Here is a 13,263-nt window from a genome sequence, read left to right as displayed (position 1 = left end):
TGTAAAGGTTTATAATAAAGAGTAGAAAAGTAAGATAAATAAATTTATAAGAATATGTAGTAATAAAAATTTGGGAGATGACAGGATGTTTAAGCACAAGAAAAGTTTAAATAGGTTATATAACAAAAGGAATATATACAAGGATATTATACGTACATGTATTATGCTTGGTAGTATAAAAGAAAAAACTAGATATGAAATAAAACTTATGACTTTAAATAATAAAATAGATAGAGTAAGTGATAAAATGGCTATGAGTAAAAGCCTTGAAGGATATAGAACGGCAAAATAAATCAATTAATAGGTTAAAAGTTAGAGAATAAATCTCTAGCTTTTTTGTTTAAAAACTTTCATAGATTAGTAAAAAAAACTTTGGTTTTAATGCTTTTGTATAGAAATTATACTTGAAAAGTATAAAGTGTAAATCATAATAGATATAAATGTATATGCATTATAATTTAAAAGAAATAACTAGAAAAATAAAAGTGAAAAACTTCAAGAAATTTAAAGTTTATTCATATATTAAGAGTATACTTTGGATGAAATAAAAATTGGAGGTAATGTTATGAGCATGTATTGGAGAGTTGCTTTTATAGCACTGTCTAGTCTTTTAATTATTTGGGGTGGATGGATGAAAGTTTATCATATAAAATGCCCAATGAGGGAATTCTATAAGGATTGGAAAAGATACTCAAATTATAATTTTTTATTCTTCACACTTTTTGGTCTTGGGTGGTTAACTTTAAATGTAGTAAATGTACTTAATGGATTTGAATATTTACGATATGTAATGATTGTAGTTATTTTAATACCTTTTGCTATTGATGCTAAATATGGAAAAATAAAATTAAATAAAGTCAAAGCAAAATAAAGACTCAGAAGTATCAGTACAGAGAGTATTGGTACTATTTTTATGCCTATTATTAAAAAAATGTTTTTTTTATGCCATCTTTTCATGATATATTTTTTATATATTATAATTAATTAAAGGAGAAATAAGATGATTATAAATAGACGTTTTAATAAATATATAGTGATGATTTTAAGTATAATAGTATTAATTTTTATTGCTGGGCTAATATATATATCATATTATTTTGATAGAACAATACAAGTACCAGTTACTTTAGGGATTAAGGATCAAAGTATAGAAATTATAGGTTTTAATAATGAATTAAGCATAGGAAAAGTTGATATACCAATAGATTCTGTGAGAAAGATAGATTATAAAGAGGGTCCAGTTCAAATAATGAATAATAATTTTAATAGAGATTTTGCAAATAAGATATATGGAAAAGAAGATGTACAAGGGCTTGGGAAAGTTTATTGCTATATAGAGAATGATGATAATCCATATATTTATATAAAGACGGATTCAAATAATTATATTGTAAATCTAAAAAATAAAAATGCTACACTTAAACAATACAAGTTTATAAAAAATTATAAATTTAATAATTAAATAAGCAAAATTTATGATAAGCAAAGGAGTACGCTTAACTTTTAATATTGCATACTCCTTTATGTATTTTATAAAGCTAAAAGTTCTTTTGAGTGAATATTAATACCACTATTAAATAGTAAATCAGAAATGTTTTCAAAAGTGATTTCTTCAATAGCTAAAAGGTCTATATCCATATCAAAATTATAATAGTTACAAAGTTCAGTTAAATATTTAAATAGGCTAGAGTTATCATATTCTAATATAGTATGTATGTAGGCGTTTTCATTTGATATGCGACTACATAGTTCAATATTTAAAGCTGAAGCTCTAACAAGATTTGAAATTTGTTCAACTTTTTTAGAAAAATTAAGTTCATTAGAAATAATAAAATTGAAGTTATTTTTTAAAAGTGTATAGTCTAAATTTAAATCACTATTAGACTTATTTTTAAAGTATAAGTATAAAAGTATATCTTTTAAATTGTGCATATGCCCTAAATAATTTATATCTAGATGTTGTGAATTATGATGTGAATTAATCATTTTTAGTCACTCCCTTAATAAGTAAACTTATATCCCATAAGATAAGTTTATTATGCAACTTTAGATAGTTAAATACAAATAAGAGAAAATAATGATTTTATAAGAAATATGCCTTTGATAGTAATAAATTAGAATAGCATAGTAGTAAATAGTAATATTAAAAAGAGATATCCTTTCAATTACTAAAAAAAATGTATTTTTAGCAATTGGAAGGATATTTTATATTACTGTATTTGGAGTTTGTCTTATAATGTTAAAAAGGAAAAAGCACTACTTTAAAGTTATTTATTAAATAACTTTAAAGTAGTGCTAAATTATAGATATAAAATAATTATGTTAATATTATCCAAAAACAATGTTTATACTATTATTATTAAGTTCCCAACTCTCTACTTTAAACTCATTATATAAAATGCTATAATCAGCTTTTATATAAACTTTTGCAGTTAAAGCTTTGTTTTTCTCATAGAAGTCTTCTGAAAAATCTAAATTACCAATACCAACAGTACCAGTATTTGATTTCCAATCAATTTTATTTGCTAAATTACCTTCAGTATTTGTATCGGCTTCATCAACAAATAATATTAAATCATCATTTATAATTCTATATGATTTCATACCTGTTTTTGTTGGAGCAATTTCTGTCTTTTTTAAACCAGTTCTTAATCGTTTCATAAAGAAACCTCCTTATTAAAAGCGTCTACTTATAGTATAGCACTAAAATGAGGTTAAAAGTGACTAATAAAATTATTATATGGTGAAAGTACTGGATTTATCATATAATTTTATAATTTTAAGAAAAAAATGGAAAATAAATTAGCTTTTATGAAATTTTAGTGGAATGATATAAAAAACATTTTAATTTTAGGAAATATTAATGATTATAAGATATATGTAAAATTACTAATTAAATTAAAGCATAAAGATGGTAAATTTATCAAAAATAAAAACTTTTTAGAAATTAAAAGTGGGCTTATAATATAAGCAAGATAAGTAAATTATTATACAGAGGTGAACTAGAAAATGAAAATTAATACTGTTTTAGAAGGGGATTTAGAGTTAGAAAAGCGATATAGTCCTAATGGATTTACAATAACTATTACTAAGCTTGATAATTTTGGTACAAATATTAATAAGCTTAGAGATATGAAAAGGACTATTGCAAGAGTTACTATAAATAATGAAAAGAATATTTTTGATATTGACTATGTTGATATTAATGATTTGAAATTCTTATTAATTAAAGTTATTGATAAATATGAGAAGCTTCACTATAAAGGTTCTGAAATTGAAGTTTTAGAACTTGGAATAAATAAAAGAGATATTACAACAAATTTAATATCAGAAGTTATTATTACAAGAGATTCTATACTTAATAAAAAAAGTTTTGAATTTAAAAGAGGTGTGGAAAATACACCGGAAAAATATATATTGTAGAATATAGGAAACTGTAATATGAGTTAGTAGTAAGTTAAAGAATACAATATAAATAAAGTCGCAGTTAGAGAAAGTAAAATGGATTTTATAGAGTAGACATTATTAAAAGATGTTTAACTATATGGTTCATTTTCTTTTTTTATGAGGTTAATAAATGAAAAAAACTTGTCCATATTAATCTATGCTGAAATACGCATTAGATTAATATGGACAAGTACATTTATTAAAATGTTATTATTTATAAAATTCTATTGCAACTTCAAATGTAGTTTCATCATAGAAATTTTCTATCATTTTTTCTATGCGTTTTCTTTCTTCATTGTAAGCTCTATACTTTATATTAAGCTTATTCATTTCATAAGAAACAATAGTATCTGTTACTGTATAATCTGAATCAAGTTCATCTGCAACTGTAGATACATTATTATGGTAAGTATTTGCGATTGCTGATAATGATTTATACATATGTGCAATTGCTGTTAAATCATTAACTGAGCAAAGCTCATCACGGTAGGGAATTACTCTACTTGCTTTTTGGTGATGTATTTCTTTATTGATATCAGAAATGATTTTTTCAAGTCTAATAATATCACTCCAAGCCTTAGTAAAATCTTTCACATTACTATCTGTTATAGGTTCTCCTATTTTATAAGTATGTTCACCTTTTACTGTGATAGTATATTCATAACATAAATCTCTGTAATAATCCTTTTTTGCTCTTAATTGAGTTACTGTAAATAGCATATAAACATCTCCTATCTCATTTTAAAGTTTTGTATATTATTTTAAAATCTTATAAGCTATAAAAATTTAAAATAATATTACTATGGTGCTATATAGTTATTGTGAATGTATATTCATAATATTTTAATATAGTTACTTGCACTAATACTATTTTACCATACTTTTTAAAAGTTCTGCGAATATAATAATATTCTTCTTCTCATTATTTAGCTATTTTAGTTGTAGGTTGATGGGGATTTTATCATAATGATGAGTAATTTTATAATTTGTGGAGAGAAAATTCTTTAATATGTGATTTGTTGAAATAATTACTAGATTGAAGTAAACTAAAAGACAATATAATACTTATAATAATAGAAGAAAATTTATGTTAGGTAAAAAATAGCATAATAAGCGAGTAACATTTGGAGGAATACATAATGGTAAAATCAAAAGAAATGAGAGCAGTAGCAAGGAAAAAGTTAAAAGGTCATTGGATTCAGGCTATAGGAGTTTGTATATTTATAACGTTGGCATCTATGCTAATAGGTGGAGTTTTATATGAAGGTATTAGCTTACTAAGTGGAGTAATTACTATGATTATAGTAGCACCACTTACATTTGGATTAGATTTATATATGCTAAAAATTTCAAAGAGGGAATATAAATTTTCAAATCTATTTGAAATGTTTAGAAGTAAGATGATATGGAAATCAATAGTTATACAGTTAATTTGGATGATTGGAGCTATAATAAGTTTAATACCTATAATTATTATGGCATATGCTTTGATAAGTGATACAGGTAGTAATGGTGATTTAGCAGGGAGTATTACAAGTCAGATGGGGATAATGCAGCAGCTTATTATGATTATTGTTACATTAGGGATTTTAGTAGCATTATGTATTCCGTTTATTATGTATTCATATTCATATGCACAAATAATTTATATAGCAGCAATAGATAGTAATATGCCGATTAAAGATATATTTACACTTAGTAGAATTTTTATGAGAGGGCAAAAGTGGAGAATGTTTAGACTTCAAATTACTTATATTGGCTGGTATCTTATAAGCTTATTAACAATTGGTGTAGGATTTATTTGGTTAGTTCCTTACTTTAAAGAGGGAATGGCAGTATTTTATAATGAGATTAGTGGAGTTGGAAATTTAGAAAATTAATAATTTGAGTCATAGTAAAGAACTCTATTATGACTTTTTAGCTTTGATAAGATTAAATGTTAAGTGAATAGTGTATAATTGAAGTAAGAAAATTAAAAGGATAATAGGGGGTTTATAATGAAAAAAGTAATTTTTGATAAAAATATAGCAAGAGATTTAATAGATAAAAAGTCTATGTTTGTCATTCAAGATGGAGATAGTAAAAATATAGTTATGGAGACTCTTTTAGAGCATTTAGATTTGCCAGATGTAGATGTGCAAATGGTATCTTTAGTTGATGATGGTTTTTGTAAATCAGTATATTATAAAACTTTAAGAGAAAATAGCTCGAATGAAGAGTATTGTAATGGTAAGTTATTTATATTTGCAAATAAAGAAACGGTATCTATGCTAAAAAATAATAATAGTGAAAATATTAAATTTATAGTATTTACAGAGTCAGTATTTAATTATAAAGAGATGGATAACATTTATATATTTAATGGTGGTAAAGATAAAGGTAGAATTAAAAAAAATCTTCTAAGTAATTGTGGAGAAATTTTAAAATCTATTGATAAAGATAAGGTTGGAACACAAATTATTTTTTAATTTAATATTAAACTTATAAAACTATGTTTAGAAAAAAATTCTAAACATAGTTTTATTTTTTTGCTTGAAAGTATATATCTTTTAAATCATTACAATGGAAAATAATGGTAAAATGTGATAAGGTAAATATGGGTGGTATTAAGTAAACTGCACCAATTTTATTTATTTGAAGAAAAATTTAAGATATTAATAGTATTACACTCTTTGGAGGTGATAATTATAAGATTTGGTTTTGTTGGAGCAGGGAAACTGGGAGTTTCTCTAGGAAAATATTTTATTGAGAATAGTATAAAAGTTAGTGGTTATTGTAGTAAAAGTGAATCATCTGCTAAGGATGCAAGTTCTTTTACAAATACAAGATACTATGAGAATTTAGAAGTGTTAGTTAGTGAGAGTGATACTATTATTATTTCCACACCTGATTCAGAAATTGAAAAGGTATGGAATAGTTTAAAGGAGCTAGATATAAAGGGCAAACTTATTTGTCATTGTAGTGGCTCTATATCTTCGGATATTTTTTCAAATATTAATAATTTTGGAGCATATGCTTATTCAATTCACCCAATGATTGCTATATCAAGTAAATATGAATCATATAAAATTTTAGGTAGGGCTATTATAACTATAGAAGGAAGTCCGAAGTATAAGTACTTTCTTAATACTATGTTTAGAAATCTTGGTAATGAAGTTTGTTTTATTTCAAGTAAGAATAAGGCAAAGTACCATTTAAGTGCTGTTATGGCAAGTAATCTTGTTATAGGGCTTCTAAATAAAAGTATTAATAATCTTATGGAATGTGGATTTTCAGAGGAAAAAGCACTTATGGTTATAACAAGCCTTGCACAGCTTAATATTAAAAATATAGGAAGTGATGGGCTTGAAGAAAGTCTTACAGGTCCAGTTGAGAGAGGTGATTTAAGAACTATTAAATCACATATTGATTGTATGGACAAGATTTCTGATATTGAGTTATATAAGCTTTTATCTAGTGAAGTTTTAGATGTAGCAATTAGGAAAAATAATGATAGAAATTATAAAGAAATTGAGGATTATTTAGGGGAGAGGTTATGAAGAATACAGCAGTTACTTTTAAAATGTGCAAAGAAAAAAATGAGAAGTTAACAATGCTTACAGCCTATGATTATAGTATGGCAAAGCTTGTTGATAATTCAGGAATTAATGGAATTTTAGTTGGAGATTCTCTTGGTATGGTATGTCTTGGGTATGAAGATACTTTATCTGTAACTATGGAGGATATGATTCATCATACAAAAGCAGTTTCAAGAGGTACTAAAAATGCTCTGGTTGTTGCAGATATGCCATTTATGTCATATCAAACTTCAGTTTATGATTCTGTAGTTAATGCAGGAAGACTTATAAAAGAAGGTAGAGCACAGGCTATTAAGCTTGAAGGCGGTCTTGAAATATGTGATAGAATTTTGGCTATTACAAAAGCATCAATTCCTGTGATGGGGCATATAGGACTTACTCCACAGTCTGTAAATGTATTTGGTGGATTTAAGGTTCAGGGTAAAGATGAGGAGAATATTAAAAGACTTATAAATGAAGCTATTGAAATTGAGAAAGCTGGAGCATTTGCCATAGTTTTAGAATGTGTACCAGAAATGGTTGCAAAGATAATATCTAAAAAGCTCAGTATTCCAACAATAGGAATAGGAGCGGGAGTAAATTGTGATGGTCAAATTCTTGTATATCAAGATATGCTTGGAATGTATAGTGATTTCACACCAAAGTTTGTTAAGAAATTTGATAATCTTGGTGAAAAAATAGATATAGCATTTAAAAGTTATATAAATGAAGTAAAAGATGGAGTGTTCCCAAGTAAGGAACATATTTTTAATATAGATGAAGAAATTTTAGAAAAATTATATTAAGGGGATGGAGCTATGATTTGTATAGATGGTATAAAAGAAATAAGAGAAACGGTAAAAGAGTGGAGAAAAGAGGGATTATCAGTTGGGTTTGTACCAACTATGGGATATTTACATGAAGGGCATGAGAGTTTAGTTAAAAAGGCTAAAAGGGAAAATGACAGAGTTATAGTTAGTATATTTGTAAATCCAACACAGTTTGGAGTAAATGAAGATTTAGATGCTTACCCAAGAAATTTAGAAAATGATAAGGTTATTTGTAAAAGAGCAGGAGCAAATATAATTTTTAATCCTAAAAATGAAGAAATGTACTTTGCAGATGAAGTGAGCTTTGTTGATATGAATGGATTAACAAAAGAGCTTTGTGGGAAGAGTAGACCTATTCATTTTAGAGGCGTATGCACTGTTGTAACAAAGCTTTTTAATATAGTGAAATGTGATAGAGCATACTTTGGGCAAAAAGATGCACAGCAACTAGCAGTTATAAAAAGAATGGTAAGAGATTTAAATATGGAAGTAGAAGTAATTTCATGTCTGATTATTAGAGAAGATGATGGACTTGCAAAGAGTTCAAGAAATATTTATTTATCTAAGGAAGAAAGGAAAGCTAGTACAATTTTAAATAAAGCATTAAAAAAAGCAAAGGAAATGTTAGATGATGGAGAGCTTGATGCAAGAAAAATAGAGCTAAGAATAAAAGCAACAATAACAATGGAAAAGCTTGCAAAGATAGATTATATAAAGGTTGTAGATAGTACTACAATAAGTAAAGTTAATAAAATAGAAAATGAAGTTTTAGTTGCAATAGCTATATTTATAGGGAAAACAAGACTTATAGATAATTTTATATATAAAGCTGAATAGTCAGAAAGTTGGGGGATAAAAATGAGGGTTAATATGTTAAAAGGAAAAATTCATAGAGCAACAGTAGTTCAGGCAGAGCTAAACTATGTTGGGAGTATAACAGTAGATGAAGAGCTACTTGAGGCATCAGGAATATTTGAATATGAGAAAGTTGCAATAGTTGATATAGATAATGGGGCAAGATTTGAAACTTACACAATAGCAGGTGAAAGAGGAACAGGACTTATATGTTTAAATGGAGCAGCAGCTAGATGTGTTCAAGTAGGAGATAAAATAATACTTATGGCTTATTGTGAACTTGAAGTAGAAGAAGTAAAAAATTATAAACCTAAAGTTGTATTTGTAGATGAAAATAATAAAATTGAAAAAATTAGTGAGTATGAAAAGCATGGTAAGTTATCATATTCATAAAATAGTGTTTTAGAAAAATATCTTTTTATAATATATTATGTGAAAGTAATATTATAAAGGGATATTTTTTTGATTTAAATTAAATATGAAATATGAATTTTAATGAATTTATATTTTAAAATTAATAGTAACAAAGAAGAGTTGATAATATAAAAATATCAACTCTTTTAAATTATTTCCAAAATATGGTTGACAACCTGTGATTACAATTGTAAACTTAAAATATAGATTGAAATTACAGTTGTAATCAGAAAGGAGGAGATAGTAAAATGTCAGATATACCAAAAATATCAGAAGCAGAGTGGCAAGTTTTAAAAGTTATTTGGGATAGCCCTAAAATAACAGCAAGTTTAATAATTGAGAGTTTGAAAGACAGGGAAGAATGGAAGTCTAGTACAGTTAAAACACTTATTAATAGACTTTTGACTAAGAATGCTATAGGTTATGAAAAGCTAGGAAAAGAATATCTTTATTATGCATTAATTGAAGAAGATGAGTGTGTAATAAAGGAGAGTGAATCATTTCTTGATAGAGTTTTTAATGGCTCTATAAATTCAATGGTTTTAGGTTTTGTAAAATCACAGAAGTTATCAAAGGATGAGATTACTGAACTTAGAAATATTTTAGATGAAAGTTCCTGTGATGAATAATTGTTGGAGGTGTATATAGTTGATTTTTGACTTTATAATAGAAACTTCAATAATATCAAGTTTTTTAGTTATTCTTATACTTATAGTCCAAAAGATTTTTAAGAATAAGATAGCACCACACATTGGATATTATATTTGGATGATACTTATAGTTAAGCTACTTGTACCAATTAATATTCAAAGTGATTTAAGTTTGGAAAGGCTTATAAATATTGAGCCTTTGAGGGTACAACAAGTAAATAATAATGACAGTAGAGTTATGACAGAAGAAATAGGAATGGAAAAGACAATAAATCAAAAAAGTTATTTTAAATTTTTATGGTTTTTTACAGTTTCATTAATTTTTTGTTATGGCTTATTTTTATATGCAAAATTAAAAGTTAAATATAAGAAAAGCAGAAGAAATAAAAGATTTAAGATATATGAAAATACTAAGAAGCTGTAAAGAAGAACTTAAAATAAGAAGTGATATAAAAATAGTTGAGGGTGATTTTATAAAAAGTCCAGCTATTGTTGGGATTATAAAGCCAATTATTTTAATTCCAAAAGGTATGCTAAAGAATATGCAAAGTAGAAATATAGAATTTATATTTCTTCATGAGCTTACTCATTTTAAATATGGAGATATAGGGATAAATATATTGTTACAAGTGATTAAGGCTTTATATTTCTTTAATCCTATAATATATTTTGCTATGAAAAAAATTAATGATGAATGTGAGATAGCCTGTGATTATAGAGTTTTAAAGCATATAGGAAATGAAGAATTTAAAAACTATGGTAATGCATTAATTGATTTGTCAGTTAATGAATGTAAAAGGGAATATATACCACTGAGTGTAGGTATATCAATGAATAAAAAAGAATTGAAAAGGAGAATTGTTATGATAGGTAAAAATAATAAATTTGGTAAAAAGCAAGTGATAATAGGACTTGGAGCACTTTTAATGGTTGGAGCAGTAGGGCTTACAACATATGTACAGGGAGCAGATGTAAAAGGAGAGAAAATAATAGAAGTGGAAAAAACAATTGAGAATAAAGATGGGGAAAAAGTAGAGTTTATTATATTTGATGATATAGAAATTATAAAAGGTACTACAAAAGAAAATAAACAGTTCTTCAGTGAAGAAGGAAGCAAAATCATAAAGGAAGATATACAGTTTCTTAATACAGAAAAAGGTGAAACTATAAGAATAACAACTGAGTATGAAGATGGAGAAGGGATAAAAGAATTTTATGATGTTGGGAAAGATGATATGAAAATTGATGAAAAAACAGGAAATACAATAATAGAGAAAGGTGATATGAGAATTGAATTAAATAAAGCTGAGGGTTCAAAAACTTACTCAGATAAGTAAAAAAATATGATATGTTGTGGTTTTAAAATTAAATAAAGAAGGTGCTGTAGTGAATATATATTATTTACTATAGCATTTTTTGTTTACTATAAATAATGAGTAAATACTCAGTGAACTAAGATTAATGTTTAAAAAAACTTAATTACTTATGGTTATAATAATTTGAAAAAAGTATTTTTAAAATTTAGGGGAACATTTTTATACTGATTAGGTGTCTAATGGGTGTTATATAACAAAATGGTAAATGAGGGAGGTAAGTTATGGTTAGTTTTGGGCTAAGTTATTTTAAAAATAAAGAAATTACAAAAAGTAAGGAAGAATTAAGTTTAGAGGCTAGGGCAATTGTGGGGGATAAAAAAGCATTTTGTAGTCTTATAAGAGAGCATAAACTTTCTTTATATAGAGTTGCTAGAGGGATTTTAAATAATGAGTCTGATATAGAGGATGCATTATCAAATTGCATTTTAAAGGCTTATAAAAATATAGGGAAGCTAAGTCAGGAAAAGTTCTTTAAGACTTGGCTTACTAGAATACTTATAAATGAGTGTAAAAATATTATAAAGAAAAATAAGGATTATTACATTGAAGATGATAAATTTATAAATATAAATGTATACAATGATACGTACAAAGATGTGGATTTGCAAAATGCACTATTAGAGCTTGATGAGAGGATAAGAGAAACTATTATTTTATATTATTATGAGGATATGAAACAGACTGATATAGCAAAACTTTTAGATATAAATGAAGCAACTGTAAGGTCAAGAATTTTTAAAGGAAAAGAAAAATTAAGAACTGTTTTAAAAGATTATAATAATGAAAAAGTTTCAAATTTATAAGGGGGAGAAGCCATGATAGATAATTTTGATAAAAGAATTAAAGATAATAAAGAAGATGAAATTCCAAAGGAATTAGATTTAAAGCTTGAGAGCATATTAAATGATATAGAGAATGAAGAAGAAATAAGTTTAAATGATAAGAAGAAAATTAAGAATAGGAATTATAAGAAGATAGCTATGGCAGTAGGTTTATCAGTAGTTATGATGAGTGGTCTTGGAATATCAGCAGTAGCACAGACATCGGGTAGAAGTGTTAAAGAAATTGTATATGATATTTTAGGATATGATGGTGAAAAAGATATTTTAAGTGATATATATAAATCACAGGAGAAAGATGGACTAGGATTTACAGTCACAAGAGCTGGTTATATGAGTGATAGAGTAATTGTTTCATATACAATAAGAAGTAAAGAATATGTGGATATTTTAAGAGATGATGAGTATTCTGTCCCATTTCCTTATCCTATATTATATTTAGATGGTGAAACTCTTATTGGAGGAAGTGGTGGAAGTGGAGGTAAAGAAATTATATCAGATACTGAAGTTGTAGGTACTTTTGACCTTAAGGAGGAAAATCTTAAAAAGTATATAGCTGATGGGAATAAAAGTTTAACTTTAAAGGTTGAAGTTTATGCAGATAAAGATATAAAAAAATTCACGACTTTTGAAACAGAGATTCCATTAAGTGAAGAGTTAATTATTAAAACAGAAAAATATGAAATAAATAAAGAAATTGGGCTTACAAATAAGTATAATACAGCTCCAAGTAAAATAAATAATATTACAATTACACCAATAGATTTAGTACTAAATACAGTACAGAAATATATAAAAGGTGCTGATGAGGAAGAAATTTTTGAGAAAATTCATAATAACTTAGATGAATATGAGATCAGTGGAGTAGGTACTATAAATAAAAATTTAAGTATAGATTATGATATATGGGATGATAAAGGTAGAATTTTAAAGTTTGTAAATGGTGGGGGAGGTTATGAGATGAATAGTAATTATATCCCAAATGCAAATATGGAAAAGTTATATATAGTACCATATATAATAAAAGCCTTTGATGAAAATTATGAGTATTATGAGGAAAAAAAACTAAATGCAACAGTTAAAGATGGAATTTTAAGAATAGAAGAAAATGAAGATTTTAAATTCACATATGAGGATTTAGAGGATAAAACAAAAATTAATGTAGTGGTAAATAAAGATTACTTTAATGATGGAATATATTTAGATATAGATGAAATGTTTTGGGATTTAAGTAATGATAAAAAAGTGAGTGAGGATGAGGTAGAGGCAATGAGATATAAGCCAAAGTCAGCAAA

General features: G+C 25.9%; 18 protein-coding genes. 15 read left to right on the top strand and 3 right to left on the bottom strand.

The window, feature by feature from the left end; all coding sequences use genetic code 11:
* The first annotated feature begins 85 nt into the window (after nt 1-85).
* The 3 genes from Q0V15_RS08445 (at nt 86) to Q0V15_RS08435 (ending at nt 1,462) form a co-directional block, all read left to right on the top strand.
* A complete protein-coding gene (locus tag Q0V15_RS08445; RefSeq protein ID WP_297437947.1) occupies nt 86-292 on the top strand; it encodes a hypothetical protein in 207 nt (68 codons plus the stop codon).
* Nucleotides 293-565: 273 nt separating this feature from the next.
* Nucleotides 566-871 (top strand): hypothetical protein, encoded by a 306-nt coding sequence (locus Q0V15_RS08440; protein ID WP_297437944.1) that lies wholly within the window; start codon nt 566-568, stop codon nt 869-871.
* Between the two features lie 129 nt (nt 872-1,000).
* The gene (locus Q0V15_RS08435) at nt 1,001-1,462 is read left to right on the top strand and encodes a PH domain-containing protein (protein ID WP_297437942.1); all 462 of its coding nucleotides are present in this window, start codon (nt 1,001-1,003) and stop codon (nt 1,460-1,462) included.
* Nucleotides 1,463-1,530: 68 nt separating this feature from the next.
* On the opposite strand, the gene Q0V15_RS08430 is transcribed toward Q0V15_RS08435, so the two are convergent.
* Together Q0V15_RS08430 and Q0V15_RS08425 are read right to left on the bottom strand one after the other, a co-directional pair.
* Nucleotides 1,531-1,986 carry a hypothetical protein gene (locus Q0V15_RS08430; protein WP_297437940.1) on the bottom strand — a complete coding sequence of 152 codons (456 nt, stop codon included), beginning with the start codon at nt 1,984-1,986 and terminating at the stop codon, nt 1,531-1,533.
* 342 nt (nt 1,987-2,328) lie between these two features.
* Nucleotides 2,329-2,661 carry a hypothetical protein gene (locus tag Q0V15_RS08425; RefSeq protein ID WP_297437938.1) on the bottom strand — a complete coding sequence of 111 codons (333 nt, stop codon included), beginning with the start codon at nt 2,659-2,661 and terminating at the stop codon, nt 2,329-2,331.
* Nucleotides 2,662-3,009: 348 nt separating this feature from the next.
* Here Q0V15_RS08425 and Q0V15_RS08420 point away from each other — a divergent pair, with 348 nt between their 5' ends.
* A complete protein-coding gene (locus tag Q0V15_RS08420; RefSeq protein WP_297437936.1) occupies nt 3,010-3,423 on the top strand; it encodes a hypothetical protein in 414 nt (137 codons plus the stop codon).
* Nucleotides 3,424-3,657: 234 nt separating this feature from the next.
* Here the strand turns inward: Q0V15_RS08420 and Q0V15_RS08415 are convergent, their stop codons facing one another.
* Nucleotides 3,658-4,167: a hypothetical protein gene (locus Q0V15_RS08415; protein WP_297437934.1), complete on the bottom strand. Its 510-nt coding sequence runs from the start codon at nt 4,165-4,167 to the stop codon at nt 3,658-3,660.
* 419 nt (nt 4,168-4,586) lie between these two features.
* Between Q0V15_RS08415 and Q0V15_RS08410 the strand changes: the two genes are divergently transcribed.
* The 11 genes from Q0V15_RS08410 to Q0V15_RS08360 all read left to right on the top strand — a co-directional run.
* Complete coding sequence (locus Q0V15_RS08410) at nt 4,587-5,327, top strand: DUF975 family protein (RefSeq protein WP_297437932.1); 741 nt, start codon at nt 4,587-4,589, stop codon at nt 5,325-5,327.
* Nucleotides 5,328-5,444: 117 nt separating this feature from the next.
* Complete coding sequence (locus tag Q0V15_RS08405; protein WP_297437930.1) at nt 5,445-5,915, top strand: hypothetical protein; 471 nt, start codon at nt 5,445-5,447, stop codon at nt 5,913-5,915.
* A 210-nt stretch (nt 5,916-6,125) separates the two neighbouring features.
* Nucleotides 6,126-6,986, top strand: coding sequence for a Rossmann-like and DUF2520 domain-containing protein (locus Q0V15_RS08400; RefSeq protein WP_297437949.1), 861 nt, complete (start codon nt 6,126-6,128; stop codon nt 6,984-6,986).
* Nucleotides 6,983-7,810 carry a 3-methyl-2-oxobutanoate hydroxymethyltransferase gene (gene panB / locus Q0V15_RS08395; protein ID WP_297437928.1) on the top strand — a complete coding sequence of 276 codons (828 nt, stop codon included), beginning with the start codon at nt 6,983-6,985 and terminating at the stop codon, nt 7,808-7,810. The genes Q0V15_RS08400 and panB overlap by 4 nt, the downstream gene beginning before the upstream one ends.
* A gap of 12 nt (nt 7,811-7,822) precedes the next feature.
* Nucleotides 7,823-8,671 (top strand): pantoate--beta-alanine ligase, encoded by an 849-nt coding sequence (gene panC, locus Q0V15_RS08390; protein WP_297437926.1) that lies wholly within the window; start codon nt 7,823-7,825, stop codon nt 8,669-8,671.
* 21 nt (nt 8,672-8,692) lie between these two features.
* Complete coding sequence (panD, locus tag Q0V15_RS08385; RefSeq protein ID WP_297437924.1) at nt 8,693-9,082, top strand: aspartate 1-decarboxylase; 390 nt, start codon at nt 8,693-8,695, stop codon at nt 9,080-9,082.
* A 269-nt stretch (nt 9,083-9,351) separates the two neighbouring features.
* Complete coding sequence (locus tag Q0V15_RS08380; protein WP_297437921.1) at nt 9,352-9,732, top strand: BlaI/MecI/CopY family transcriptional regulator; 381 nt, start codon at nt 9,352-9,354, stop codon at nt 9,730-9,732.
* Nucleotides 9,733-9,751: 19 nt separating this feature from the next.
* Complete coding sequence (locus Q0V15_RS08375) at nt 9,752-10,177, top strand: M56 family metallopeptidase (RefSeq protein ID WP_297437919.1); 426 nt, start codon at nt 9,752-9,754, stop codon at nt 10,175-10,177.
* On the top strand, nt 10,155-11,090 hold the full coding sequence (locus Q0V15_RS08370) for a M56 family metallopeptidase (protein ID WP_297437917.1): 936 nt from the start codon (nt 10,155-10,157) through the stop codon (nt 11,088-11,090). Before Q0V15_RS08375 ends, Q0V15_RS08370 begins: the two co-directional genes overlap by 23 nt.
* 260 nt (nt 11,091-11,350) lie before the next feature.
* On the top strand, nt 11,351-11,932 hold the full coding sequence (locus tag Q0V15_RS08365; RefSeq protein ID WP_297437915.1) for an RNA polymerase sigma factor: 582 nt from the start codon (nt 11,351-11,353) through the stop codon (nt 11,930-11,932).
* Between the two features lie 12 nt (nt 11,933-11,944).
* Nucleotides 11,945-13,263, top strand: a 1,319-nt coding sequence (locus Q0V15_RS08360; protein ID WP_297437913.1) for a DUF4179 domain-containing protein, incomplete at its 3' end; no start/stop codon positions are given.

The organism is uncultured Clostridium sp., from assembly GCF_947036855.1.
Lineage (GTDB): Bacteria > Bacillota > Clostridia > Clostridiales > Clostridiaceae > Sarcina.
The sequence above is the reverse complement of the archived record's forward strand: the minus strand, read 5'-3'. Positions and strand labels throughout refer to the sequence as shown.